Raw genomic sequence first — 25,255 nt, forward strand, 5'->3', positions numbered from 1 at the left:
TATAGCGAGGTTCGGTGCCCCAGACCCGCTATAAGTACAAGATCACGGTGAAGGGGGCGGCCAGGCGGGCCTGAGCGGTCGCCGCCCTCAGGCGAGCAGGCCGTCCAGGGGGATCAGCACGCCCGAGCCCAGCGCCAGCAGGCCCGTGGACAGCAGCACCACCACCATGAACAGCGTTCCCACCACGGCCAGACGGAAGGCCCCCAGCCGTCGCCGGGCCCGCGAGGTGGGCTTCCTGCTGGCCGCCGAGCGGCCCAGCGCCACCAGCGACACCGACAGCAGCACCGGCAGCCACCACGCGGCGCCGACGCCGCCGGGCAGCAGGCCGGTCACGGCCCCGGTGACCTCCGACAGCCAGCCCAGGACGGCGCCGTCGCTGGCGTCCAGCAGTCCGGTGTAGGCCGAGGTCACGAACTCGCTCTCGGGGTAGAACCCCTCCTGCGGGCGCACCACGCGGCCCAGCCCGTCCAGGAGTCCGAGCAGCGCCGCGGGGTAGGCGAACCGGCGGCACCTGCCCGCCTTCATCGCCCGCTGGATCTGGCCCATGGTCTTGTCGGCCCGGCGCCTGCGGCGTTCCTGTTCCCGGGGGTCGAGCGAGGGGTCCTGCGCTCCCGCGGGGTTGTAGGGGTGCGGAGCGGTCGGGTCCTCGGGGCGGCCGGACGCGGAGGCCCCGGCGGCGCGCCTGCGGACTCCGGCCGCCTTCTCGCGGACCTGCGACCAGCGTTCACCGGCCGAACCGGCCAGCGAGGCCCACCGGTCCCGGCGGCGCGCCCTGCCGTCGGCGCGCTCGCGCTCGGCGATCCCGCCGCCCACCCGGGCCGCTTCGGGCAGCAGGAGCACCGCCGTGATCAGAGCGCTCCGGGTGGCCAGGGCGTCGCGGCCGTTGGCGTCGCGCAGGGCCAGGCGCCGCTGCTCCACCCACCACGGGGCGTGCGGGGCGGCGGTGCGCTGGCGCGGGTGCCAGGACTGGCGGCGCAGCAGAGACCGGCTCCGGGACGCGGTGTCGGGGAGCAGGACCAGCTCGACCGCCCTGGCCCAGGCGGTGTCGGTCTCGTGGGTGTCCGGGCGCCGGGGCGCGTCGGGGCCCGAGCCGACCAGCCGGTCGACGTTCTCGGACACCTTGCGCATGATCAGGGGCACCTCGTGCTGGACGCGCTCCAACAGGGCGCACCGCCCCGAACCGCCCGAGCGGCAGGCCGGGTGCGGGCACCAGTGCTGGGCGCCCAGTCCCACCGCGCCCGAGGTCACGGCCTCGCGCACCACCGCGTGGCGGCTGGCGTCGCCGGTGGCCAGGTCCAGCAGCCCGTCGGCGCTGATCTCGTGGCCGCGGAAGCGCGGCGGCATCCCGGGCACGTACCGGGCGGCCAGCGCGCTGATCGCCACGTGCGCCTGTTCGGGGTGGGCGTCCAGGCCGGTCAGGTAGGCGCGGTCGAAGGTGTAGTCGTTGACCTCGCGGTCCAGCCAGCTGCGCAGCTGCGACCAGTGGGTGCGCAGCCACATGGCGCCGGTCTCGGAGCGGTCGAGCAGGTCGAAGGCCAGGCTCGGCGGGTCCTCGTGGCTGGTCCCGGCGAACTCGATGGGGCGCAGGCGGCTCACCGCGCGGATCCGCGGGCGCTCGCCCGCCAGCCACTGCACGACCTCGTCGTAGCCCCAGCGGGCCGACGGGGCGAGCGCGAGCAGGCCGCGGGCCAGCAGACGCCAGCGCTCGTCGGTGATCGCGGAGATGTCCACTTCGGTGTTGCGGGCGGTCAGCCAGTTGCCGCCGCGCTCGGGGCGGCGTCCGGCCACCAGTTCGTGCACGATCACACCCAGGGACCACCAGGCCGCGGGCGCCTCGCGGCGGCCCTCGACGACCTCCGGCGCGGCGTAGTCCTCGGTGACCGCCAGTCCGCCGTAGACGCGGCTCATTGTGGCCCGCACGGCGCCGCCGAAGTCGGTGAGCGCCACGACCGGCGGGTCCAGGGACCGCACCAGCAGGTTCTCGGGTTTGACGTCGGTGTGGTTGTGCTGGAGTTCGTCCTGCCAGTGGTGCAGGCACTCGGCGACGGCGGAGACCACGGCTCGGGCGCGGTCGTCCGGCAGCGGGGCCTGGTCGATGAGCGCGCGCAGCGAGCCGTGGGAGAAGTACTCCTGGGCCTCCCAGGCCAGGTCCTCGCCCCAGGAGCTGGCGGCGGTGCCGTACCCCTGGATGGCGGGGGTGTGCGGTGAGGCGGTGCCGCGGGCGCGCAGGCGGTCGAGGAGTTCGCGGTTGATGTCGTGACCGGGCCGGTACACCTTGAGCGCGAGCCTGCGCCCGGGGGAGTCGGTGGGTTCGGCCAGGTAGACGACGGCCTCGCCGCCCGCGCCGATGTGGTCGAGCACGCGGTAGCGGCGGCGCAGCTCGGCGGGGACGGCGTAGTCGAGGTCGCTCGCGGGGCCGACCACCACGCGCGAGACCAGGCGGGCCATCCAGTCCAGGAGCGGGCCGAACAGGGTCCGCCACCAGGGCGCGCGGCCGTCGACGCGGCCGTCGCCCGGGATGGTGCGGGCGGGGCGCGTCCCCGGGGTCCCGGCGGCTGTACGGGTGGCGTCCGCCTGACCGGCACCGGGCAGGACGCTGGTGCGGTCCGCGGCCGGGGGGGACACGCGGGTGGGCTCGGTGCCGTCCCCCGGGGCCGTCCCCGGGCGGAACACACGGGTGGCCCAGCGCGTGCGTCCCGCACGCGTACGGTCCTCACCGGGGCTGATGCGTGTGGTGGGCGCGGTGGGTTCGATCCGCTGGGTCGGCGCGTTCTCGTCACCGGGGTCGGGCGTGACCATCGGGGTCGGAGCCATCCTTCGGATAGGCGTTCGTGTCGTGGACCTGCGGGGGAACGAGGGTCCCTCCAGGGTAGGTCCGCGCGGCGCGGTTCGCGCGCCGTCGGCCCGGGCCCGGTGCGGGTTCCTCGACGTAGCCCCTCGTTCCCTTTGACTCCCCGCGGGCGCGTGGAGTTCCGCCCGGGGTGCGGAACGGTGCGTGTGGGGTCGGACACGGCGCGAAGCGGCCGGTGCCGCCGCCCTCCGCGCGCCTCGGCGCCGCCCGCGCGGGGCCATGCCCCTGCCGCATGAGGTCCGGGCCTGCCCGAGGTATCCGGCGCCGCCCGCGCGGGGCAACGTCCCCACCGCACGAGGAGCCGTCCGAGGTCCTCAGTGCCGCCCGCGCGGGGCCACGCCGAGCTTCTCGCAGGCCTCCTGGTACATGCGCACGACCTCGGTGCGGATCTGGGCGCGCTCGGTGAGCGGCCGCGCCCACGGCACGCGTACGGCGTGCTCGGTCCCGTCCGCGGTGACCGCGTAGTCGCCGCCGTCGCCGTCCAGGCCCGTCATGCGCGCGGCGGTGGCCTCGGGCCGACCGCCCAGCGCGCGGCAGATGAGCAGGGTGTCCTCGGGGTGGTCGTCGTTCATGTGGGCGGTGACGGCGGCGACGACCTCGGGGGAGAAGGGATTGGACGGGGACACGGGACCTCCTGGTCGGCGGGTGGCGCGCACGCGTGACACGAGCGGGGGGAGGGCTGTGCGCCCTCCCCCCGCCGACGATATCCGAGCGGCCCGAAGGTGATGACGGTGTGTCGTCAAAACTTCCGGGGGGCCGCTCCGCCCCGCCCGTTTCCCCGTCCCGCTCGGCCCGGAGTCCGCCCGGCCGTCACGGGTGCGCTCAGGCCTGGCGGGTGAACTCGGCGTCGATGTCGATGGTGATCTTGTCGCCGACGACCACGCCGCCGCCGTCCATCGGCATCTCGATGTCCACGCCGAACTCCTTGCGGCTGATCTGCGTGGAGCCGGTGAAGCCGGCGCGGTTGAGACCGTAGGGGTCGATGGTGGAGCCGTTGAACTCCAGCGCGATCTCGATGGGGCGGGTGTTGCCCTTGATGCTCAGCTCGCCCCGCAGGACGAAGTCCTCGCCCTTGGCGACGGCGCCGGTGGAGCGGAAGGTGAACTCCGGGTGCTCCTCGACGTTGAAGAAGTCGGCGGAGCGGATGTGGTTGTCGCGGTCACCGTTGTCGGTGTTGATCGAGCTGGCGTCGATGGTGGCCTCGACGGACGCCTGGGTGGGGTCCTCGGGCACCGTCAGCGTGGCGTCGAACTTCTCGAACCGTCCGCGGACCTTGCTGACCATCATGTGGCGTACGGAGAAGCCGACCACGCTGTGGGCGGTGTCGATCTTCCAGGTTCCGGCCTGAAGTTCCTGCGCTGCCATGGTGTCTCCCTGTCGGGTCGGCGGACCCGGGGTCGGGCCCATTCACTGAGGTGTAACAAGGTGTCCTAGAAGAATCTTCCTTGGAAGAGGAGTTTAGGCAATGCCGGGCTCTCGTGCAAGGCGTTCTTCCGCCGCGCGCCGCCGTGGGACCCGGCGGTGTGGCGAGGCGGAGGTTTCGGACACGCCGCTACGATGGGCCGCATGGAGAACGCCGGGTGGCTCGACGTCGGAGAACAGCACGTCTGGCGCGGTTTCCTCAGGATGAACGCCTGGGTCTACGACGAGCTGGAGAAGGACCTGAGAGCCCGTACCGGGCTCTCGCTCATCGAGTACGGCATCCTCGTGCACCTGTCCGAGGCCGAGGGGCGGCGCATGCGCATGCGGGTGCTCGCCGACAGCGTCATCGTGTCCAAGAGCAGGCTCTCCCACCAGGTCGCACGGCTCGAACGCGGCGGCTACGTGCACAGGGAGCACTGCGACGACGACCGCCGCGGGCTGTGGGCCGTGCTCAGCGATAAGGGCTCCCTCCTCCTGCGCCAGGCCGCGCCCGGACACGCCACGCGCGTGCGCTCGCTGATCTTCGACCGCCTCAGCGGGGAGCAGATCGCCCAGCTCGGTTCGATCATCGGGGCGCTGGAGGAGGGCGGGGCCGCGCGGGGGTGAGGGACCACGCGTGTCGTACCCGCGGGTCCGAGCGTTTCGTGTGTCCGAATCCTCGGGGCGGGCCGGGGCCGGGTACGCGTCGCCCGATTGGCGCCGCTTCGCGCGTGCGCGATACGGGTCCCGCGCCCCACCGGTAGAGTCGGTGCACGTGAGCAGACCATCCATCATCGGCGCCCAGAACTTCCGTGACGACGACGGCAGCGTCGATCCCGAGGTCGAGGCACGCCTGCGCGAACACGCGTCGGGTGAGACGGGCGACCGCCAGGTGCTGGCCGCGCTCAGCGGAACCCGCGTGCTCATCCCCGTGGTCGCCGTGGCCACCGAGACCGAGGAGGGCGCCGGCGGGCTCACCAGGGACAAGAACAGCGAGGTCGCCGTCCCGATCATGACCGGCAGGGACGGGCGGCGCGGCATGCTCGCCTTCACCTCCGTGGACGCGGTCCGCCGTTGGCGCGCGGACGCGCGCCCGGTCCCCTTCACCGTCAGGGACGCCTGCCAGGCGGCCCTGGAGGAGGAGGCGGACGCGCTGGTGCTCGACGTGGCCGGTCCCGTGCCCTACACCGTGCAGGGCCCCTTCCTGAGCATGCTCGCCGAGAACGGCGCCGTTCCCGAGCCCAAGGACGACCCGCAGGTCCTCGGGCTCATCTACCAGATCACCCGAGCCGAGCCCGGTATCGGGCGCGTCCGCATCCACCCCTCCGAGCGCGGCGAGATCGGCATCCGCCTCGAACTCGACGAGCGCGACGACGAGGTCCTGCGCCGCGTGGCCGAGAGGCTCACCGCCGAACTGCGGTACGTGCTGCCCGGGGGCATCGAACTGAGCGCCGTCGTGCGCGCCCAGCGCGACGACGCGCCCCCGAACGGGCCCGGGGCCGCCGACCAGGGCTGACCCCGTCCCGGGAGCTTCCGGCCGGACCGCGGGCCCCGCGGGTCCCGTCCGCCGGGCGCCTTCGTCCCGTGTGTGCCCCGTGCGGGCGTGCGGTGCCACGGCGTTCGCGGGCGTGGGGTTTTCCACAGGCCGGACCGGGCGGTGTCGCCACGGGCCGCGGAAGGGTAGCTTCCCACCATGCCCACCCCCTCGACACTCCTCCTCCACCCGCACCTGTGGACGGTCGCCGTCGCCGTCCTGCTCGCCCTGCTCGGAGTGGTGGTGGGCCAGCTCAACGGCCGCATCGTCCACCTCTTCGGCCCCGCCGGTCCGCAGCGGACACCCGCCTCCCGCGGTTCGCTCACACCCCGCGCCGACCGGCACGTCCAGCCCGCGCGCGACGACGCCACCACGGTCCCCGACGCCACGGTTCCCGACCCCGGCGAGGACGTGCACGGCGAGCGCCGACTCCCGGCGGAGGACGACGAGGGCCCGCCGCCGCCCCGCTGTCCCCACTGCCGCGCCGAGCTGCGCTTCCTGCGCTGGTTCCCCGCCGTGGAGGCCCGGACGTTCCGAAGACGGGGGGCCTGCCCCCACTGCGAGCAGGTCATCCGATCCCACCCCGCGGTCGTTGCCATGACCGCCGCGCTCTTCGGCTGCGTCGGCCTGTGGGCCACCCTTCAACCCGACTGGGGCCCCTTCGGCGTGCTGGCCGTGCTCTGGCTGACCGCCGTCGGCGTGCTGCTGGCCGTCATCGACCTGCGGGTCATGCGCCTGCCCGACGCCGTCGTCCTCCCCGCCTACCCCGTCGCCGCGGCCCTGATCGGAATGGCCGTCCTGCTGCCCCCCGAGGGCCCCGACACCGGCCGGGCCTCCGGGGCGCTGGCCAGCATGGTCCTGGTCACGGTGCTGTACTGGCTGCTGTGGCGGGTGCACAGCGCGGGGCTGGGGTTCGGCGACGTCAAGCTCTCCGGGCTCACCGCGCTGTACGCGGGGTGGGCGGCGGGGACCTTCGGCGCGCTGGTCGCCGTGTTCTGGGCCTTCGCGGCCTTCTCCCTGGTGGGAATCGTGCTCATGGCGCTGCGAAGGCTCACCCGCAGGGACCCCTTCCCCCTCGGCCCGTTCATGCTCGCCGCCGCGCTGGCCACCGTCCTGGCTGGAGGAGCGCTGTTTCCACAACCCTGAACCCGGGGGCGCCACCGCACACCGATCCGTGAAAGGATCGTGCACATGTTGCGTTGGCTGACCGCGGGGGAGTCCCACGGACCCGCACTCGTCGCGATTCTGGAGGGCCTCCCGGCCGGTGTTTCCGTCACCTCTGACGACATCGCCGCCGCGTTGCTCCGCCGCCGCGCCGGGTACGGCCGGGGTGCCCGGATGAAGTTCGAGAAGGACCAGGTCTCCGTGATCGGGGGCATTCGCCACGGCCGCACCCAGGGGGGTCCGGTCGCGGTCGAGGTCGGGAACACCGAGTGGCCCAAGTGGGAGAAGGTGATGTCCCCCGACCCCGTGCCCGCCGAGGAACTGGAGAGCGTGGCGCGCAACGCGCCGCTCACCCGGCCCCGTCCCGGCCACGCCGACCTGGTCGGGATGCAGAAGTACGGCCACGAGGAGTCGCGGCCGATCCTGGAGCGCGCCAGCGCCCGCGAGACCGCCGCCCGCGTCGCGATCGGCGAGGTGGCGCGCCAGTTCTGCCGCCAGGCCCTGGGCGTGGAGATCCTGAGCCACGTGGTGTCCATGGGACCCGTGGCGGTGCCCGAGGACGCGCCGGAGCCGCGTCCGGAGGACCTGGCCGCGATCGACGCCGACCCCCTGCGCTGCTTCGACGCCCAGACCAGCGCCCGCATGGTCGAGGAGGTCGACGACACCAAGAAGTCCGGCGACACCCTCGGCGGCGTGGTCGAGGTGCTGGCCTACGGCCTGCCGCCCGGCCTGGGCAGCCACGTGCACTGGGACCGGCGCCTGGACGCGCGCCTGGCCGGTGCGCTCATGGGCATCCAGGCGATCAAGGGCGTGGAGGTCGGCGACGGCTTCCGCACCGCCGCCCGCCGCGGTTCCGCCGCCCACGACGAGATCGAACCCGGTCCGGACGGCGTGCGCCGCCGCACCAACCGCGCCGGAGGCGTCGAGGGCGGTATGACCACCGGCGACCCGCTGCGCGTGCGCGCGGCGATGAAGCCCATCGCGACGGTGCCCAGGGCGCTGGACACCATCGACGTCGAGACCGGCGAGCCCGCGCAGGCCAACCACCAGCGCAGTGACGTCACCGCCGTCCCGGCCGCCGGTGTGGTCGCCGAGGCGATGGTCGCCCTGGTGCTCGCCGAGGCCGCCGTCGAGAAGTTCGGTGGCGACTCGGTCGCCGAGACGGCGCGCAACCTCAAGGGCTACCTGGACGCGCTGACCATCCGCTGACCTTCGGTCCCCGACACGGGCGCCCCGCTGCCGGAGCGGTTGTCCACAGGGGCGTCTTCGGGGCTGGCGGGGCACGGACGGAAGGGACCACCCTGGGTTCGGGGGCGCACGACGCGCCTGTGAGCGACGAAGTCGCCCCCGAATCCGGGCACAGGGCGGGCCGAACACCCGCACCAGCGGCGTGGCCCGGCCTGTGGACAACCTCCTCTCCCCGAACCCGGGTGTTCGAGGTCTGCTAGACAGGAAGACGCACGTAACAGGGCGGTACCCCCCGCGCACGCGGTGAAGGGACCCACGGATCACCTAGGCAGGCAGAGCGTGGCAAAAGCGATCGCGGTGCTCATCGGTTCGCCCGGATCGGGCAAGTCCACCGTCGGTGAGGCCCTGGCCGGGCGTCTGGGCGCCGACCTGTTGTGTACCGACACCGAGGTCGAGAAGCGCGCGGGCAAGCCCATCGGCGACATCTTCGTCGAGGACGGCGAGGAGCGCTTCCGCGCCCTGGAGCGCGAGGTCGTCGCCGAGGGCCTGCGCGCCTGGGAGGGCGTGATCGCCGTCGGCGGCGGCGCGGTCCTGGACGAGGGCACCCAGCGCGACCTGGCCGAGCACCACGTGGTCTACCTCCAGGTGGAGTTCGGCGAGGCCGCCAAGCGCGTGGGCATGGACGTCGCCCGACCCCTGCTCGCGGGCAACCCCCGCACCCGGCTGCGCCAGCTGCTCAACGAGCGCCTGCCCGTCTACGAGCGCCTGGCCACCGTCACCGTCGAGACGACCGGCTACCACCCCGAAGAGATCGTCGACGCCATCCTGCCCTCGCTGGCCGGACAGGACTCCGGAAGGGCCCAGCAGTGACCGCGACCCGGATCGGTGTGGGCGACTCCGCCGGCCGCTACGACGTGGTGGTCGGCAGCGGGGTCCTCTCCGAACTCCCCTCCCTGGTCGGCGACGCCGCCCAGGTGGCCGTCATCCACCCCCGGAGCCTGGACGGGATCGCCCGCCCCGTGGTCGGCGCCCTGGAGGCCGCCGGTTACCGGGCGCACTCCATGCCCGTCCCGGACGGCGAGGCCGCCAAGACCGCCGCCGTCGCCGCCGACCTGTGGTCCCGGCTCGGGCAGCGGGGCTTCACCCGCAGCGACGCCGTCGTCGGCGTCGGCGGGGGCGCCGCCACCGACCTGGCCGGGTTCGTCGCCGCCACCTGGCTGCGCGGCGTGCGCTCCGTCCTGGTGCCCACCACCCTGCTCGGCATGGTCGACGCCGCCGTCGGCGGCAAGACCGGCATCAACACCCCCGAGGGCAAGAACCTCGTCGGCGCCTTCCACCCCCCGGCGGGGGTCCTGTGCGACCTCGCCACCCTGCCGAGCCTTCCCCGGGCCGACTACATCGGCGGCCTCGCCGAGATCGTCAAGGCCGGGTTCATCGACGACCCCGTCATCTGCGACCTGGTCGAGGACGACCCCGAGGGCGCGGCCGCACCCGAGGGCAGGCACACCCGCGAACTCATCGAGCGCGCCATCCGGGTCAAGGCCGACGTCGTCTCCGGCGACCTGCGGGAGAGCGGCCGCCGCGAGATCCTCAACTACGGCCACACCCTGGGCCACGCGATCGAGCGCGCCGAGAACTACACCTTCCGGCACGGCTACGCAGTCTCCATCGGTATGGTCTACGCCGCCGAACTCGCCCGCCTGGACGGACGCGTGGGCGACGACCTGGTCCGACGCCACCGCTCACTGCTCTCCTCGGTCGGCCTGCCCGTCTCCTACGCTCCCGATGCCTGGCCCGAGCTGCGCGCCGCCATGAGCGTGGACAAGAAGGCCCGCGGGGCCACCCTGCGCTTCGTCGTCCTGGACGGCCTGGCGCGGCCCACCATCCTCAGCGGCCCCGCCCCCGAACTGCTGGACGAGGCGTACCGCGCGGTCACGGGCGACGCCCGGGTTCCGCGAAGCCACTAGACTGCACACAGGCGACGTGCGCGCCGGTGCGCCCGGGGAGCTCCCCGAGGTGCCCGGGCCCGGCCCCACCGAACACCGACCGGCGCCCCCGCGTGGGCCGGTCTCCGACGTGTCAGACCCCTTGGAGAGACGACCGAAGTGGCCACGACGAACGACATCAAGAACGGCACGACCCTGCGGCTCGACGGCGTCCTCTGGAACGTCATGGAGTTCCAGCACGTCAAGCCGGGCAAGGGCGGCGCGTTCGTCCGTACCAAGCTGAAGAACGTCCTCACGGGCAAGATCGTCGACAGGACCTTCAACGCCGGGTCCAAGGTCGAGTTCGCCAACGTCGACCGCCGCGAGATGGAGTACCTCTACCACGACGGCGAGTCCTTCATCTTCATGGACACCGCCACCTACGACCAGATCCCGGTCTCGGAGGCCGTCGTGGGCGACGACAAGAACTTCATGCTCGAGAACACCAAGGCCACCGTGGCCACCAACGAGGGCAACCCCCTCTACATCGAGCTGCCCCCCGCCGTCGAGCTGGAGATCACCCAGACCGACCCGGGCGTCCAGGGCGACCGCTCCACCGGCGGCACCAAGCCCGCCGTCGTCCAGACCGGCGCCACCATCCAGGTGCCCCTGTTCATCACCACCGGCGAGCGCGTCAAGGTCGACACCCGCACGGGCGACTACCTCGGGCGAGTCAACTGATGAGCGGAGCACGGCGCAAGGCGCGGCGGCGCGCGGTCGAGGTCCTCTACGAGGCCGAGGTGCGCGCCACCTCGGTGGAGGACGTCATCCGGCGCCGGCGGGCCCAACCCGAACCGCCGATCAACGACTTCACCGAGACTCTGGCCCGTTCGGTCGACGAGCGGCGCGAGCGCATCGACGAGCTCCTGGACACCTACGCCATCGGCTGGACCCTGGAGCGCATGCCGGTCGTGGACCGCAACATCCTGCGGATGGGCGCCTACGAACTGCTGTGGGCCGACGACATCCCGGACGGTGTGGCGATCGCCGAGGCGGTCGGCGTGGCCAAGGAGCTGTCCACCGACGAGTCCCCCAACTTCGTCAGCGGACTCCTGTCCAGGCTGATGGAGAACAAGTCGACGCTCTCGCTCTAGGGGGTGTCGGCACATCGGCGCTCGGGGGACCGCCGGGGCAACGTGGATTGAGGGAACGCAGGTGACTGACAGGACCAGCGTGGCCGCGGGCGGCGGCCTCGGCGCGAGCGGGGCGACCGGACCGGGGAGGGCTGCCAACGCGGCCCGGACCGCGGTCGTGTGGGACGCCCTCGTCGGACTGCTGGACCGGCTCGGGGACGGGCCCCTGGAGATCGTCGACGCGGGCGGGGGCACCGGCGGAGCCGCCGTCCCCCTGGCCGAACTCGGCCACCGGGTGACCGTGGTCGAGCCCAGCCCCGACTCGCTCGCGGCCCTGGAGCGCCGCGCCGCGGAGCGGGGGGTGTCCGTGCGCGGGGTCCAGGGGGAGACCCGCGACCTGGCCTCCCTGTTCGCACCGGGCAGTGCCGACCTCGTCCTGGTGCACAACGTGCTGGAGTACGTCGACGACCCCGCCGCGGCGCTGCACGACGTGGTCGGCACCACCCGTGAGGGCGGTGCGGTGAGCCTGCTGGTCACCAACGCCGTCGCCGGAGCCCTGCACCGCGCGCTGGCCGGGCACATCACCGAGGCCCACCACCTGCTCGGCGACCCCGACGGCCGCTGGGGCGAGGGGGACCCGATGCCGCGCCGTTTCACCCGTCAGCAGGTCCTGGAGCTGATCGGCCGGGCCGGACTGTCCGGGGAGAGCGTCCGCGGCGTCCGCGCCTTCGCCGACCTCGTGCCCGGGCACGCCTGGGAGGGCGACGCCCACGCCGGGCAGCACCTGGTGGAGCTGGAGAGGGCCGCCGCCGAGCACCCCGAGCTGATCGGCATCGCCACCCAGCTGCACGTCGTCGCGCACCGCTCCTGAACCCCGGTGCCGGGGGACGGGGTTCCCCCGGCACGGCATAACCTGGCTGTATGAGCCGACGCCAACTGGAACGCGGCGCCGCGATGCGGGGCATGGTCTCCCCGGAGGGCATCGCCGCGCTGGACGCGGACTTCCCCGCGGACGGCTCCGGACCGGACGGCGACTGCCACATCCTGCACCTGGACATGGACGCCTTCTTCGCGAGCGTGGAGCAGCTGCGCCATCCCGAGGCGCGCGGACGTCCCGTCATCGTGGGCGGCACCGGCCCGCGCAGCGTGGTCTCCTCCGCTGACTACCTCGCCCGCGCGCACGGCGTGCACTCGGCGATGCCCATGGCGCGGGCCCTGCGCCTGTGCCCGGAGGCCCTGGTCTTCCCGCCCGACGGCCGCGCCTACCGCCAGGCGTCGGAGGCCGTCATGGACATCCTGCGCTCGGTGACGCCGCTGGTGCAGCCGCTCTCCCTGGACGAGGCCTTCCTGGACGTGTCAGGCGCACGCCGCCGCCTGGGCGGGCCGGTGCGCATCGCCGCGATGATCCGCGAGCGGGTGCGCAGGGAACAGCGCCTGACCTGTTCCGTGGGTGTGGCCGCCACCCGCTTCACCGCCAAGCTCGGCTCCACGCACTGCAAGCCCGACGGCCTGCTCCTGGTGCCCACCGCCCACGTGCGCGGCTTCCTGGACCCGCTGCCGGTCGGGGCGCTGCCCGGAGTGGGTGACCGGACCGAGCAGACCCTGGCCCGGCTGGGCGTGCGCACGGTCGGCCAGCTGGCCCGCTACGAGCCGGACCTGCTGCGCATGGAGCTGGGCGACAAGGCCGGAACCCGCCTGGCCGAGCTCTCCCGGGGCGTGGACACGAGCCCGGTCGTGCCCGAGTCGCCGGACAAGAGCATCGGCTCGGAGGAGACCTTCGACGAGGACGTGACCGACCCCGGGGTGGTGGACCGTGAGCTGCTGAGGCTGGCCGAGAAGGTCGGGCGCCGCCTGAGGGCCTCGGGGCAGGCGGGGCGCACGGTGAGCGTGAAGCTGCGCCGCGGCGACTTCTCCACCATCACCCGGTCGCGGACCCTGCCCGAGGGCACCGACGTGGCCCGCGAGATCAGCGCCGTCGCCCGCGAGCTGTACACCGCATCCGGTTTGCGGGGGGTGCCGCTGCGCCTGGTGGGGGTGCGGGTGGAGGGGGTCATTCCGGTGGGACAGGTGCACCGCCAGTTGGCGCTGGGGGAGGAGGAATCGGGTTGGAGGGATGTTGAACGGGTTATGGATCGCGTAACGGCACGTTTCGGGCCGGGCGCGATACAGTCGGCCGTGTTGGCCAAGCGTGACGAAAACGACGTATGATGCGGCAACTTCCGGGGCCTTCGGAGCGTTCCCAAGGGTAGGACCGGAATGAGGGTAGAAGAGAGGCATGGAAGCCGGTGTTTCCGATACAGGGCGAGGGTATCGTGGCCTGTGGTGGTCAGGTACGCACGCAGCTTTTCTTTCCACCGGGCGCTAGCTCATCGTATTCTGGGCATACCACTGACCAAGAGACTGTTCTTCAGTACCCGTCACCCCAACCGGGGACTGCCGTAGGGAGGCGCCGTGCCGCTCTCTGAACACGAGCAGCGCATGCTCGACCAGATCGAGCGGGCGCTGTATGCCGAGGACCCGAAGTTCGCGAACACCGTTCGGCAAACGAACCCCGCGGTCCATTACAAGCGCTGGATCATCAAGGCCGGACTCGGTTTCGTCGTCGGTGTCGTGCTGCTGATGACGGGGTTGATGCTCCAGTCCACAGTCGCCCAGGTCGCCATCAGCGTCCTCGGTTTCCTCGTTATGCTGCTGTGCTTCCTGTGGGGCGCCAACGCCTGGCGCAAGGCCTCGGGTGGCGGCGGTGCCGACCAGGGCGCCGCGGTGGCGGAGCCCAAGCAGAAGCGTCGGGGCGGCAGCCGTCCCGGCATGATGAACCGTTTCGAGGAGCGCTGGCGCCGCCGCCAGGAGGGTGAGGAGTAGGACCCCGCTCCCACGCCCCGCGGCGGTCGCACCCGGCCGCACCTTGTCGGGCGGGGATCCCGCAGGGGATCCGTGCCGGACACGCAGTTCCCCGTGGTGGGCCCCGCACAGTGGTGCGGGGCCCACCACGTTTTCCGGGCGGGGGCCGTGGTCTCTCCGGAGGAGCGCCGAACCCAGCGGAGAGGGCCTCTGGCCTGCTGGCCGGACACGGGCCCACCGTCGGGCGGACCGGCGCCCGGCTTCGGCGGGAAGGGGCCAGCGGGCAGGCCCTGCCCCCTGCGCGCGAGGTGGGCGAGCATCCCCGTACGAAGGGTCCGGACACGGACCGGAGCGCGGCGTGGACCGGACCCCGCCCCGTGGTGTGAGCCCCGGCCCGTACCGCCGGTGCGGTGACCGGAAGGGTTCACCGGCCCGCCCGTTCGCAGTGATCTTGTGCTTATGGCGAGGTTCGAGCGCCGACATCGGCTATAAGTACAAGATCATCGCAGGTCAGAACCCTTGCGTCACGCCAGCCACATTCCTGGCCAGCCAACTACGACGTCACGGGCTCGGGGTCGGCGGCGCGGCGCGGTCGGTGCCACGGGGCCAGCGACCGGGGCAGCAGCACCGCGCGCAGGCGCGCTCCCGCCCCGACCACCCCGGCCAACCCCGCCAGGGCCGTCCGCAGGTCCTCGCGCAGCCCCTCCGGGGCCCGGGGCGAGGGCGCGTAACGCGCCTGCTCCTCAGCCAGGGCCAGCCGCCGCAGCGCCGCCGCGGCCTCCGGCGGAACCGGGCCCGGAGCGGTCCCCGACATCAGTCCCGCCGGGGCCGTCTCGGGCCGCGGCACCGGACCGGAACCGGCCAGGCGCTCGGCCGTGGTACGAGGGCTCTCCGCCAACGACCACGTACCGCCCAGGTCCAGGCAGGTGTCCCGCAGCTCCCGCCACGCGGTGTGCGCGCCCCCGGCGCCCGTCTCCCGCCCGACGCCGGGCAGCGACGCCGTCCGGGACCAGCGTGTCAGGGCGCGCACCAGCGCGGGCAGCGCCAACAGCAGCAGCACGCCCGCGACGGCGCCCGCCACGGGCAGCCACGACAGGTCCGGGCCGTCCTGCGCACCGCCGCCCGGGGCCACCACCGACGAGGACGGCTCGTCCTCGGAGTCCTCCTCAGGGGCCGCACTGGGCTCCTCGTCCTCCGCGGAGGCCTCGTCCTCCGCGGCCTGCGACTCCTCGGGGGAGGGGGCCGCCGTCTCCTCCGCGGCGCCGTCCGGGGCGTCGGCGCCCTCCTGCCCGCCCTGGGAGTAGTCGGGCACCGACGCCGAGCCCTGCCCCCCGGCAGAGGACGGGGTCGGCTCGAACCGCACCCAGCCCGCGCCCTCGAAGTACAGCTCCGGCCAGGCGTGGGCGTCGCCCACGGACACCGCCCAGCGGTCGTCGCCCTGGCGCTCGCCCGCGGTGTAGCCCACCGCCACCCGCGCCGGGATGTCCACCTGCCGGGCCATGACCGCCATCGCCCCCGCGAACTGCTCGCAGTAGCCCACCCGGTCCTCGAACAGGAAGTAGGCGAGCGGGTCGGCGCCGTCGGGCACCGCGGGCGGGGACAGGTCGTAGGTGAACGCGCCCCCCGTGAAGTGGTCCTGGATCGCCACCGCCCGCTCGTAGGGGGTGCGGGCGTCCTCGGTCAGTTGCTCGGTCAGCTCCCGGACCCGCGGGTCCAGCCCGCTGGGCAGGTCGCGGAAGTCGCCAGGCAGAGACCGCGGGCTGCCGCTGTCGGACAGTTCCTCGGCCGACGGCTCCCGGTCCACGGTCTCCACGGTGAAGCTCAGCCCCGTGGGCGCGCTCTCGGTGGTGAACACCATGTGGCTGGCGGGGTCGGCGTACCACTCCCCGGCCACGTCCACCGTCCGCGCCCAGTACGGCAGCGGCAGGAAGTCGATCCCGGGCGAGTCCGAGTCCATCGAGATCCGCGTGGTCACCGCTTCGCCGGAGGAGTCCGACCCCCACCCGGTGGGCGGCGGCAGCTCCCCGTCGACCAGGGTGTCGCCCGAGGCGTTCACCGGCGTCATCGTCCAGTTCGCGCCGTCGAACTCGTCCAGCACGTACGTACGCAGGTAGTCGGGCTGTTCGGCGTCGGTCCGGTAGGTCAGTACCGTGCGGTCGGAGGAGGCGGCCAGTTCGCGTCGCAGCGAGACCAGCGGGTGCGTGGTGGTGATGAGGTCCCCGCCGGTGCCGATGTAGGTGCCGTCGGCCATCGTGTGGAGCGCGTCGGTGCGCAGCGACGGCACCGCGAGCGGCACCGTCAGCGCCAGGAGCACCGCGGCGGCCGAGGCCAGCGACACCGTCGCCGTCCTGCGCACCGCGCTCAGAACCCGGGCCGAGGAGTCGTGGCCGTCCGGGACGCGCACGCCCCACTCGCGGCCGCGCACCCACACGTCCACCGCGAGCAGCAGCAGGAAACCCACGGCGCCGCTGGCCGCGGGCAGCCAGCCCAGTCCGGCGTCGTCCACGATCAGCGGGACCGCCATCAGCACGGCCACCAGGGCGCCGACCATCCCGGGGCAGCGCGCGGTCACCGCGAGGAAGTCCGCGACGATCGCGAACAGGACGAACACCAGCGCGATGATCAGCATGATCCCGGCGGTGGAGGAGACCGGGGGCGCGCTGGCGTTGACCGTCTCGAAGCCCTCGTCGAACACCCGCAGCAGGTGCGCCACCACGTCACCGGAGGGCAGCAGCCCCAGGGGTGCGACGTGCCCGGCGAACAGCGGCGTCATCAGCAGCGCCGCCACCAGCACCTGGAGGAACGGCACCGGGAAGGTGCTCCAGCCGCTGAGGCGGTACAGCGCGGACACCCCGCCCACCGCCACCGTCATCACGAGGGCGGGGACCCACCAGGTCTCGCCCCGTACGAGGCCGCCCAGCAGCGGCAGCGCCATCAGCAGGCAGGCCAGGGTGGCCAGGGGCATCAGTGCTCTCAACGCGGACCCTTCCGAGGGGTGTGCGGCCCGGCGGCGGCGGGAGCGGGCGCGCAGGCGCGGCGCCACAGGTCGGGCAGTTCGGCGGCGGAACCCAGGACGAGGACGCGCCATCCCGCCGCGGTCAGCACGTCGTGGACCCCGCGCAGGGTGTCGGGGCCGGGCCAGGCGGCGTGCGCGCACAGCACGGCGACGCGCACGCCCCGGCCGCCCGTGCGGGACAGCGCGGCGGCCTCCTCCGGGTTCACCGCGCCCAGCACCGCCACGACCAGGCTGGTCGTTCCGCGGGAGTCGGCCAGCATGCCGATCCCGCCGAGCAGTCCGGGCGTGTCGGAGGACTCCGCGACGGCCAGGCTGTCCAGCACGCCCGACGCGTTCGCGGTCCGTACCCGGCCCCGCTCGGTGTGCAGGCGCAGTTCGTGGCCGCTGTCGAGCAGGTGCACCGCCACCGAGGCGGCCGCGCTCACCGCGGTCTCCAGGGACCCGCCGGGACCCGGGTACCCGTGCGCCCCGCGCCGCGTGTCCAGCAGGACCACGCTGTTCTCGCGCGAGTGCTGCTCGTCCCGGCGCACCATGAGCTCACCGTGCTTGGCGGTGGACCGCCAGTGCACCTTGCGCAGGTCGTCGCCGTACCGGTACTCGCGGGGGACGGGGTCCTGCTCCCCGGCGCCGGTCATCGAACGCCGCGGCGAGTCCTCGCCCTTGGAGCCGTCGGCGGCGCCCAGCGAGGTCAGCGGGACGGTCACGGGGGTCACGAGCAGGCGCGAGGGCCCGCCCACGCTGCGGCTGACCCGCACGCACCCCAGCGGGTCGGTCACCCCGATCCGCAGCGGGCCCACCGGGTAGTTCCCGCGTACGGCCGGGCGCACCAGGTAGGCGACGTCGCGCACGGCGCGCGGACCCAGGTAGCCCACCGTGTAACGGGGTTCGCCGCCCAGGGGTACGGGCAGCGTGTCCTGCACCGACACCGCGGCCACCGGCCAGGTCCGCGAGGAGTTGCCCACGCGCAGCTGTACCTGGGCGTTGTGCCCCGCCGGGATCCGGACGGGGGACAGGGTGCGGCTGTGCACGACGCGGGAGGCGGCACCCAGGACCGTCAGCGCCGACAGCGGCGGGACCGCGGTCAGCAGCACGCCCAGGCCCACGACCTCGCGCTGTCCCACGACCAGGCCGGCCACCAGGGCGGTCAGGCCGAGGATGAGCATGCAGACGCCTCGTGCGGTGAGGGTTCGGTGCGGGCGCATGGACCCTCTCTCGGGGGCGGGTGCGTACGGGGCGGGGCGGGGGTGAGGGCCGCGGGCGCCGGGTCTACTGCGGTCCGGGCACGGGCAGGCGCGCGACCAGCTTGGCCACGATCTGCTCGGGGGTCAGGCGCTCCATCTGCGCCTCGGGGCCGGGCAGCAGCCGGTGCGCGAGCACCGGCACGGCCAGGGTCTGCACGTCGTCGGGAACGACGTAGTGCCGTCCGTCCAGGGCGGCGTAGGCGCGGGCGGCCTGCACCAGGTGCAGGGTGGCCCGCGGCGAGGCGCCCAGGCGCAGCTCGGGGGTGGTCCGGGTCGCGTTGATCAGGTCCACGACGTAGCGGCGCATGCCCGGGGCCACGTGCACCGTGCGCACCCGGTCGGCCAGGTCGCGGATCTGGGCGGCGTTGGTGACGGGCGTCAGGTTGTCCAGCGGCGAGCTGGAGCTGTGCGAGTCGATCATGTCGAGTTCGGCCTGGGGAGCGGGGTAGCCGACCGAGACGCGGGCCATGAACCGGTCGCGCTGGGCCTCGGGGAGGGCGTAGGTGCCCTCCATGTCGCCCGGGTTCTGGGTGGCCACCACCATGAACGGCCGTTCCAGGGCGCGGGTCTGGCCGTCCACGCTCACCTGGCGTTCGGCCATGCACTCCAGCAGGGCGGCCTGGGTCTTGGGCGAGGCGCGGTTGATCTCGTCGCCCACCACGATGTTGGCGAACACCGGGCCGGGGTTGAACTCGAACTCGCGACGGTCCTGGTGGTAGACGCTGACGCCGGTGATGTCGCTGGGCAGCAGGTCCGGCGTGAACTGCACGCGCTGCACGGAGCAGTCCACGGCCCGGCCCAGGGCCTTGGCCAGCATGGTCTTGCCGACTCCGGGGACGTCCTCGATGAGCAGGTGGCCCTCGGCGAGCAGGACCGTCAGCGCCAGGCGCAGCACCTCCGGCTTGCCCTCGATGACCTTCTCGATCGCGGCGCGGACGCGGTCGGCCACGGCGACGACCTCACCGACGTCCCCCTGGACGCCGCCCCCGCGACCGCCGTGGTGTGTACCGAGTGACACCAGACCCCTCCCGCTCCCTGTGGCTCCGTGTGTCGCTGTTCGGAACTGAGGCTAAGCCCATTCAAACCGATTGCAAACCAAAGTGCCGGAATCAGCGGCCGATTGGTTCCAGGGATGGCCAAAGAGGTCAAAGGGCTCCAACCACCCTCCTGATCCTCGGTGACGGCACCGGTGCGGGGCGAGGGTGCGGAGTAGGGAGGACCCTGTCTCCGGCCGGTCCCGAAACCCGTCACGCCGGTCCGACACGCCGAGCCGATCCTGCGGGCGCCCGCCCCGTCCCCCACGCGCGCACGCGCGTACGCGGGAGGCGTCGCCGCAGGTCGCCGCGGTCCCGAAGGCCCCTGTCCCCGCGACACACCCCGCGCCCTCCACTTCCCCCCACCTCCGCGACCAGTGCTGTGAACTGCGGTTTCGCTGTTCCCGGAGGTCGCAAAAGCCGGAAAGATCTGTTGACGGTGGGGAAGAGTGGAGTAAGGTGGGGAACCGTGGAGAGGGTGAATTCTCCACTTCGAGGGTGAGGGAGGTGGAAGTGTGTTCCTCGGCACCCACACGCCCCGGCTCGACCAGAAGGGGCGGCTCTTCCTCCCCGCGAAGTACCGCGACGAGCTGTCGGGGGGTCTGGTGATCACCAAGGGCCAGGAGCGCTGCCTCTACGTCTTCCCGACGGAGGAGTTCCGGCGCATCACCGACGCGCTCGCCACCACCCCGGTCACCGCCAAGGCGGTGCGCGACTACAGCAGGGTCCTCTTCGCCAGCGCCTCGGACGAGAACTGCGACAAACAGGGCAGGGTCACCATCCCGGCCAAGCTCCGCGACTACGCGGACCTGGACCGGGAGTGCGTCGTGATCGGCGCCAACACCCGCCTGGAGATCTGGGACTCCCGGGCGTGGTCGGACTACGAGGCCGAGCAGGAACCCGCCTTCGCGCAACTGTCGGAGGAGGTGCTGCCCGGGGTGCTGTGACCCCGGCGGAGGCACCGCCGGGCCGACCAGCACACAGTCCACACCCTCGCAAGCCGGAGTCCGGCAACGGCCTCCGGACGCGGTCTCCACGAGCTGGCGCGACTTCCCCGGTGCCAGGTCGTGAGCGCGAAGCCACCGGAAGGTGGACAATAGCGGCCGTGTCCGGAGGCCCGCCGGAACCCGCCGGGCCGTGCCAAGGACACCGTGGAGCGCACCGACCGGGGCGCTACCGCGGCGACTCGGGGGGAGACGGCGACAGCGTGGAGGAACAGCAGCGCATGGGGGACATCCGGCAGCACGGGCAGGACGGTGGGCCCGGGGGCGCCCACCCGGGCGGGGACGGCGTCCCCGCGGACGGGGAGCACACCGGCGAGAGGCACACCGGCGGGGAGCGGACGCGCGTCGACGCGGCCCGCTCCGGAGCCGACCCCCTGCACGTGCCCGTCATGCTCGACCGGATCGTGGAACTGCTCGCCCCGGCCCTGGAGCGCCCCGGCGCCGTCCTGGTCGACGGCACCCTGGGCCTGGGCGGCCACTCCGAGGCGCTCCTGCGCGCCTGCCCCGGCATGCGCCTGGTCGGCGTGGACCGCGACACCACCGCCCTGGAACGCAGCGCCGCACGCCTGGCGCCCTACGCCGACCGCACCCACTTCGTGCACGCGGTCTACTCCGACATCCCGCGCGCCCTGGACGAGGCGGGCGCGGCCGAGGCCGACGCCGTGCTGCTCGACCTCGGCGTCTCCTCACCGCAGTTGGACGAGACCGACCGCGGCTTCGCCTACGCCCACGACGCGCCGCTGGACATGCGCATGGACCGCACCCAGCCGCTCACCGCCGCCGAGGTCGTCAACACCTACCCGGTCGCCGAGCTCACCCGCGTGCTGCGCACCTACGGCGAGGAGCGCTTCGCCTCCCGCGTGGCCAGGGCCATCGAACGCCAGCGCGCCCAGGCGCCCATCGAGTCCACCCGCGCCCTGGCCGAGCTGGTGCGCGAGGCCATTCCGGCGGCCACCCGCCGCACCGGCGGCCACCCCGCCAAGCGCGCCTTCCAGGGCCTGCGCATCGAGGTCAACGCCGAGCTGTCCATCCTCGAACGCGCCCTGCCCGCCGCGGTCGCGCGCCTGGCGGTCGGCGGTCGCGTGGCCGTGCTGTCCTACCACTCGCTGGAGGACCGGATGACCAAGAGGGCCCTGGCCGCGCTGGCCACCGACACCACGCCCGCCGACCTGCCGGTCCCCCTGCCCGAACGGCAGCCCGAACTCCGGCTCCTCACCCGGGGCGCCGAACTCCCCACGGACGAAGAGAACGAACGCAACCCGCGCGCACAGTCGGCCCGCCTCCGGGCGGCCGAGCGCGTGCGACCACCGCGGCAGTAGGGAGACCCAGATGAGCACGAGGACGGACACGCGCCGCGCACCCGCCCGCGGTGGCAAGGCCCCAGCCGGGAAGGCCCCCGCGCGGCCCAAGCGCGCGGCCAGGCCCCCGGCCAAGTCCGCGCCCGCACCGGCCGGGCGCACCCGGTCCGGGGGCGGCACACAGGGCCGGGCGCCGCGCATCCCCTTCGTCCTGCTCATCCTGTTCCTGCTGGGGGCCACGCTCGTCAGCCTGCTCGTCCTGCGCAGCGTCGTGGCCGAGGAGGCCTTCGCCATCTCCAACCTCCAGGAGGAGAACCAGGAGCTGTCCTACGCGGAGCAGCAGGCGCGTCGCGACGTCGCCGAGCTGGAGAGCGCCGAGCGCATCTCCGACGAGGCCGAGGCCATGGGCATGGAGCAGGGCGGCGAGCCCCCGCTCTTCCTCGATCCCGACACCGGCGAGATCAGCGGCGCCATCGGGAGCGGTGAGTGAGCGCTCCCAGGGACCGGCGTCCCCGGGACCCGCGCAGGCCCGGGGCGGCCAACCGCTCGGGGTCCCGTCCCAACAGGCGGCCCCAGCGCGAGCCGCGCCGCCCCGACGGCGGTACCCGCCCCTCGGCGCGCGCCCAGGGGCGTCCGGCACGGGAGGCGCGCGGCGGTGAGCGCCCCCGCCGCGGGGGCTCCCCGCCCTCGTTCCCGCCCCTGCTGCGCCGTACCTTCCGCAGGGGCGAGCCGCCGGGCCGCATCAAGATCGGCGGGGCCCTGATCATGGCCGTCCTGCTGCTCTTCGCCGGACGCCTGGTGCAGATCCAGGTCGTGGAGGCCGACCACTACGCCGAGGCGGCCTCCAACACGCGCCTCCAGACCATCGACATCCCCACCCTGCGCGGCCAGATCACCGACGCCGACGGCAACCCCTTCGCGCTGTCGCTGGAGGTGCGCACCGTCTTCGTCGATCCCGAGATGGTCGCCGAGGACGAGCGCGACCAGCTCGTCGAGGAGCTCGTCACCCGCTTCGGCCTGGAGGAGGACGAGGTCGCCCAGAAGGTGGACGCCGCGCCCAGCCGCTACGAGGTGGTCGCCCGCGGGGTCCTGCCCGAGGAGTGGGAGGAGCTGGCCGGCCTCAACCTGTCCGGTCTGGGCTCGCAGACCTCCTACGAGCGCGTCTACCCCGAGGAGACCGGTGCCGCCGACCTCGTCGGCTTCGTGGGCGCCGAGGGCCACGGCCTGGAGGGGCTGGAGGGCTACCTCAACGACACCCTGGCCGGTGAGGCGGGCAAGCGCCGCGTCGAGGTGGGCGCCGACGGCACCCAGATCCCCATGGCGGGCGGCCTGGTCAGTGAGCCCGAGCCGGGCCAGGACGTGCGCCTGACCCTGGACCAGGACATCCAGTGGTACGCCGCCCAGACCCTCGCCGAGCGCGTGGAGGAGCTGGACGCCCAGGGCGGCAGTGTCATCGTGGAGCGGGTCGGCACCGGTGAGATCCTCGCCATGGCCGACTACCCCACCTACTCCCAGAGCGACATCTCCTCCAGCTCCGCCGAGCAGTGGTCCAACGGCGCGGTGGCCACGATCTTCGAGCCGGGCAGCACCAACAAGGTCATCACCATCGGCGCCGCCCTGGAGGAGGGGCTCACCACCCCGGAGACGGTCTACACCGTGCCCGACAGCATCCGGTACCTGGACCAGACGTTCAACGACTCCAGCCCCCACGAGACCCTGCGCCTGACGACCAACGGCATCATGGCCCAGTCCAGCAACGTGGGCACCATCAAGATCGCCGACCAGGTGGGACGGGGCGTCCTGCACTCCTACCTGGAGGACTTCGGGCTCGGGCAGCCGACCGGGCTCCAGCTGCCCGGTGAGCAGGCGGGCGTCCTCAACGATCCGGAGGACTGGTGGGGCACCCAGCTGCCGTCGGTCTCCATCGGCCACAGCCTGTCGGTGACCGCCGCGCAGATGGCGTCGGTGTACGCCACCGTCGCCAACGGCGGGGTGCGGGTGGAGCCCCGGGTGGTCGCCGGGACGGTGAACGCCCAGGGGGAGTTCACCCCGTCCGAGGAGCCCGAACAGCGGCGCGTGTTCAGCGAGGAGACCGCCGGGCAGCTCGCGCTGATGCTGGAGGCGGTCACCAGCGACGAGGGCACCGCGCCCCAGGCCCGCATCGACGGGTACCGGGTCGCGGGCAAGACCGGTACCGCCAACCGGATCGACCCCGAGACGGGCGGCTACGACGGCGGCGGGTACACGTCCACCTTCTCCGGGTTCGCGCCCGCCGACGACCCCGAGGTCGTCGTCCAGGTGGTGCTGCACGACCCGCAGGAGGACTACTACGGCGGCGAGGCCGCGGGGCCGGTGTTCAACGACATCATGTCCTTCGCGCTCAAGACGCTGAAGATCCCGCCGTCGGGGACAGAGCCGCCCGCCATCCGGCTGTCGGAGGAGCAGGGCGCCGGTTAGGAGGGCTGGCCGGAAGCGACGCCGGTGTGAGGCGCGTGCCCTGGCCCGCGTTGGTCTCGTGCTTGCGGCCGGTCTCGGCGCTCGAACCCCGCCACGGGTACGAGATCACGGCCGGTCGGAGCCGGGCCACCGGGTCAGGGCGCGGCGCGGTCCAGGTGGGCGCGCACGGAGCGCACGTGCTCGGGGCCGGTGCGGCAGCACCCGCCCACGAGCACCGCTCCGGCCTCGTACCAGCCCACGGCGGCACGGCCGAACTCCTCGGGATCGGCCGTGCCGGTCCACCGACCCCGCGCCGCGTCCCACTCCTCCCCGGAGTTGGGGTAGGCCACCGCCGGGACGCCGCACGCGGCGACCGCGCGCACCAGCGCGGGGACGTGCCGGGGCGCGGTGCAGTTGACGCCCACCGCCACCAGGAGTCCGGCGGTGTGCAGAGGGGCGAGTTCGGCGGCGGCCTCCCGCAGGGGCGTGCCGTCGCTGACGCGCTCGCCGTCCCGGCAGGAGAAGCTGATCCACGCGCGGGCGCCGGGGGTCTCGGCCAGCAGCCGGGCCAGCGCACGGGCCTCGGCCGCCGAGGGGACGGTCTCGCAGGCGAGCAGGTCGGCCCCGGCGTCGGCGAGCACCCGCCAGCGCTCCCGGTGCCAGGCGTACAGGCCCTCCTCGTCCAGGTCGTAGTCGCCGGTGTACTCCGAGCCGTCCGCCCGGGCCGCGCCGTAGGGGCCCACCCCGGCGGCCACCAGGCCGGAGCCGAACGCGTCGCGCTCGGCCCGCGCCAGCTCCACCGAGCGGGCGATCAGCGCCAGGGCCTCGGCCTCGGTGGCGCCACGCGCGGTCAGCGCCGGAACGCTCGCCTGGTAACCGGCGGCGATGGCCACGTCCGCGCCAGCCTCGAAGTAGTCCCGGTGCACCCTGCGGACGAGGTCGGGCTCCTCGGCCAGCAGCCGAGCCGACCAGAGCCCGCCGCCCAGGTCGCGGCCGTAGGCCTCCAGACGGGTCGCCAGCCCGCCGTCGAGCACCAGGGGGCGCTCCGACGGGACGGTTCCGGCCATGTGCCACCTCCGCGTGCGAGGAGACCTCCAGACTAGGCAGTGTTCCTTGGGGCCTCCGCTTCGCTTCGCCCCACCCGTCGCCCGCCACCACCCTCAACCGACGCCTACGGCGCGGTCCTTCC

Annotated in this window: 22 protein-coding genes; 15 read left to right on the top strand and 7 right to left on the bottom strand. The window is 73.6% G+C overall.

Annotated features, from left to right (window positions below; translation table 11 throughout):
- Positions 1 to 87 precede the first annotated feature (87 nt).
- From HGB44_RS08515 to HGB44_RS08525, 3 genes are all read right to left on the bottom strand, one after another.
- Entirely contained in the window at positions 88 to 2,799 is a 2,712-nt protein-coding gene (locus tag HGB44_RS08515; protein WP_061078459.1) for a protein kinase domain-containing protein, read from the bottom strand.
- Positions 2,800 to 3,165: 366 nt separating this feature from the next.
- Positions 3,166 to 3,477, bottom strand: a complete 312-nt coding sequence (locus tag HGB44_RS08520; protein WP_061078460.1) for a DUF2470 domain-containing protein — start codon at positions 3,475 to 3,477, stop codon at positions 3,166 to 3,168.
- 196 nt (positions 3,478 to 3,673) lie between these two features.
- Positions 3,674 to 4,216, bottom strand: a complete 543-nt coding sequence (locus HGB44_RS08525; RefSeq protein ID WP_017565713.1) for a YceI family protein — start codon at positions 4,214 to 4,216, stop codon at positions 3,674 to 3,676.
- Positions 4,217 to 4,417: 201 nt separating this feature from the next.
- Between HGB44_RS08525 and HGB44_RS08530 the strand changes: the two genes are divergently transcribed.
- From HGB44_RS08530 to HGB44_RS08580, 11 genes are all read left to right on the top strand, one after another.
- On the top strand, positions 4,418 to 4,879 hold the full coding sequence (locus tag HGB44_RS08530) for a MarR family winged helix-turn-helix transcriptional regulator (protein ID WP_061078477.1): 462 nt from the start codon (positions 4,418 to 4,420) through the stop codon (positions 4,877 to 4,879).
- Positions 4,880 to 5,027: 148 nt separating this feature from the next.
- Positions 5,028 to 5,768: an SseB family protein gene (locus tag HGB44_RS08535; RefSeq protein WP_061078478.1), complete on the top strand. Its 741-nt coding sequence runs from the start codon at positions 5,028 to 5,030 to the stop codon at positions 5,766 to 5,768.
- Between the two features lie 177 nt (positions 5,769 to 5,945).
- The gene (locus HGB44_RS08540) at positions 5,946 to 6,932 is read left to right on the top strand and encodes a prepilin peptidase (protein WP_061078461.1); all 987 of its coding nucleotides are present in this window, start codon (positions 5,946 to 5,948) and stop codon (positions 6,930 to 6,932) included.
- A 45-nt stretch (positions 6,933 to 6,977) separates the two neighbouring features.
- Complete coding sequence (gene aroC, locus HGB44_RS08545; protein ID WP_061078462.1) at positions 6,978 to 8,159, top strand: chorismate synthase; 1,182 nt, start codon at positions 6,978 to 6,980, stop codon at positions 8,157 to 8,159.
- A gap of 336 nt (positions 8,160 to 8,495) precedes the next feature.
- The gene (locus HGB44_RS08550) at positions 8,496 to 9,008 is read left to right on the top strand and encodes a shikimate kinase (RefSeq protein WP_061078463.1); all 513 of its coding nucleotides are present in this window, start codon (positions 8,496 to 8,498) and stop codon (positions 9,006 to 9,008) included.
- Positions 9,005 to 10,105: a 3-dehydroquinate synthase gene (gene aroB / locus HGB44_RS08555; RefSeq protein WP_061078464.1), complete on the top strand. Its 1,101-nt coding sequence runs from the start codon at positions 9,005 to 9,007 to the stop codon at positions 10,103 to 10,105. Before HGB44_RS08550 ends, aroB begins: the two co-directional genes overlap by 4 nt.
- 138 nt (positions 10,106 to 10,243) lie before the next feature.
- Positions 10,244 to 10,804, top strand: a complete 561-nt coding sequence (gene efp, locus HGB44_RS08560; RefSeq protein ID WP_061078465.1) for an elongation factor P — start codon at positions 10,244 to 10,246, stop codon at positions 10,802 to 10,804.
- A complete protein-coding gene (nusB, locus tag HGB44_RS08565) occupies positions 10,804 to 11,217 on the top strand; it encodes a transcription antitermination factor NusB (protein WP_061078466.1) in 414 nt (137 codons plus the stop codon). Before efp ends, nusB begins: the two co-directional genes overlap by 1 nt.
- A gap of 61 nt (positions 11,218 to 11,278) precedes the next feature.
- On the top strand, positions 11,279 to 12,067 hold the full coding sequence (locus HGB44_RS08570) for a methyltransferase domain-containing protein (protein ID WP_061078467.1): 789 nt from the start codon (positions 11,279 to 11,281) through the stop codon (positions 12,065 to 12,067).
- Between the two features lie 83 nt (positions 12,068 to 12,150).
- Positions 12,151 to 13,404, top strand: a complete 1,254-nt coding sequence (dinB, locus tag HGB44_RS08575; RefSeq protein ID WP_061078468.1) for a DNA polymerase IV — start codon at positions 12,151 to 12,153, stop codon at positions 13,402 to 13,404.
- Between the two features lie 243 nt (positions 13,405 to 13,647).
- Positions 13,648 to 14,058 carry a DUF3040 domain-containing protein gene (locus HGB44_RS08580; RefSeq protein WP_061078469.1) on the top strand — a complete coding sequence of 137 codons (411 nt, stop codon included), beginning with the start codon at positions 13,648 to 13,650 and terminating at the stop codon, positions 14,056 to 14,058.
- Between the two features lie 532 nt (positions 14,059 to 14,590).
- Here the strand turns inward: HGB44_RS08580 and HGB44_RS08585 are convergent.
- The 3 genes from HGB44_RS08585 to HGB44_RS08595 form a co-directional block, all read right to left on the bottom strand.
- Complete coding sequence (locus HGB44_RS08585; RefSeq protein ID WP_061078479.1) at positions 14,591 to 17,002, bottom strand: DUF3488 and transglutaminase-like domain-containing protein; 2,412 nt, start codon at positions 17,000 to 17,002, stop codon at positions 14,591 to 14,593.
- A gap of 8 nt (positions 17,003 to 17,010) precedes the next feature.
- Positions 17,011 to 18,255, bottom strand: coding sequence for a DUF58 domain-containing protein (locus HGB44_RS08590; RefSeq protein WP_061078470.1), 1,245 nt, complete (start codon positions 18,253 to 18,255; stop codon positions 17,011 to 17,013).
- Positions 18,256 to 18,319: 64 nt separating this feature from the next.
- Positions 18,320 to 19,312 carry an AAA family ATPase gene (locus HGB44_RS08595; RefSeq protein ID WP_061078471.1) on the bottom strand — a complete coding sequence of 331 codons (993 nt, stop codon included), beginning with the start codon at positions 19,310 to 19,312 and terminating at the stop codon, positions 18,320 to 18,322.
- A gap of 531 nt (positions 19,313 to 19,843) precedes the next feature.
- Here HGB44_RS08595 and mraZ point away from each other — a divergent pair.
- The 4 genes from mraZ (at position 19,844) to HGB44_RS08615 (ending at position 24,087) form a co-directional block, all read left to right on the top strand.
- Positions 19,844 to 20,275 (top strand): division/cell wall cluster transcriptional repressor MraZ, encoded by a 432-nt coding sequence (gene mraZ / locus HGB44_RS08600; protein ID WP_061078472.1) that lies wholly within the window; start codon positions 19,844 to 19,846, stop codon positions 20,273 to 20,275.
- Positions 20,276 to 20,553: 278 nt separating this feature from the next.
- Positions 20,554 to 21,651: a 16S rRNA (cytosine(1402)-N(4))-methyltransferase RsmH gene (gene rsmH, locus HGB44_RS08605; RefSeq protein WP_061078473.1), complete on the top strand. Its 1,098-nt coding sequence runs from the start codon at positions 20,554 to 20,556 to the stop codon at positions 21,649 to 21,651.
- 10 nt (positions 21,652 to 21,661) lie between these two features.
- The gene (locus HGB44_RS08610) at positions 21,662 to 22,120 is read left to right on the top strand and encodes a hypothetical protein (protein WP_061078474.1); all 459 of its coding nucleotides are present in this window, start codon (positions 21,662 to 21,664) and stop codon (positions 22,118 to 22,120) included.
- Positions 22,117 to 24,087 (top strand): peptidoglycan D,D-transpeptidase FtsI family protein, encoded by a 1,971-nt coding sequence (locus HGB44_RS08615; protein ID WP_061078475.1) that lies wholly within the window; start codon positions 22,117 to 22,119, stop codon positions 24,085 to 24,087. The genes HGB44_RS08610 and HGB44_RS08615 overlap by 4 nt, the downstream gene beginning before the upstream one ends.
- A 134-nt stretch (positions 24,088 to 24,221) precedes the next feature.
- Here HGB44_RS08615 and mmuM read toward each other — a convergent pair whose 3' ends face one another.
- Complete coding sequence (gene mmuM / locus HGB44_RS08620) at positions 24,222 to 25,133, bottom strand: homocysteine S-methyltransferase (RefSeq protein WP_061078476.1); 912 nt, start codon at positions 25,131 to 25,133, stop codon at positions 24,222 to 24,224.
- Positions 25,134 to 25,255 lie beyond the last annotated feature (122 nt).

This window comes from Nocardiopsis alborubida, assembly GCF_012396365.1.
In the GTDB taxonomy this organism is placed as follows: Bacteria; Actinomycetota; Actinomycetes; order Streptosporangiales; family Streptosporangiaceae; genus Nocardiopsis; species Nocardiopsis alborubida.

What these genes read in the sequence shown, in the direction of transcription:
- dinB (WP_061078468.1), top strand. Translation starts at nt 12,151, where the DNA reads ATGCGGGGCATGGTCTCCCCGGAGGGCATCGCCGCGCTGGACGCGGAC.
- HGB44_RS08590 (WP_061078470.1), bottom strand. Translation starts at nt 18,255, where the DNA reads ATGCGCCCGCACCGAACCCTCACCGCACGAGGCGTCTGCATGCTCATC.
- rsmH (WP_061078473.1), top strand. Translation starts at nt 20,554, where the DNA reads ATGGGGGACATCCGGCAGCACGGGCAGGACGGTGGGCCCGGGGGCGCC.
- HGB44_RS08540 (WP_061078461.1), top strand. Translation starts at nt 5,946, where the DNA reads ATGCCCACCCCCTCGACACTCCTCCTCCACCCGCACCTGTGGACGGTC.
- HGB44_RS08530 (WP_061078477.1), top strand. Translation starts at nt 4,418, where the DNA reads ATGGAGAACGCCGGGTGGCTCGACGTCGGAGAACAGCACGTCTGGCGC.
- mmuM (WP_061078476.1), bottom strand. Translation starts at nt 25,133, where the DNA reads ATGGCCGGAACCGTCCCGTCGGAGCGCCCCCTGGTGCTCGACGGCGGG.
- nusB (WP_061078466.1), top strand. Translation starts at nt 10,804, where the DNA reads ATGAGCGGAGCACGGCGCAAGGCGCGGCGGCGCGCGGTCGAGGTCCTC.
- HGB44_RS08515 (WP_061078459.1), bottom strand. Translation starts at nt 2,799, where the DNA reads ATGGTCACGCCCGACCCCGGTGACGAGAACGCGCCGACCCAGCGGATC.
- HGB44_RS08585 (WP_061078479.1), bottom strand. Translation starts at nt 17,002, where the DNA reads ATGCCCCTGGCCACCCTGGCCTGCCTGCTGATGGCGCTGCCGCTGCTG.
- HGB44_RS08610 (WP_061078474.1), top strand. Translation starts at nt 21,662, where the DNA reads ATGAGCACGAGGACGGACACGCGCCGCGCACCCGCCCGCGGTGGCAAG.
- HGB44_RS08525 (WP_017565713.1), bottom strand. Translation starts at nt 4,216, where the DNA reads ATGGCAGCGCAGGAACTTCAGGCCGGAACCTGGAAGATCGACACCGCC.
- aroC (WP_061078462.1), top strand. Translation starts at nt 6,978, where the DNA reads ATGTTGCGTTGGCTGACCGCGGGGGAGTCCCACGGACCCGCACTCGTC.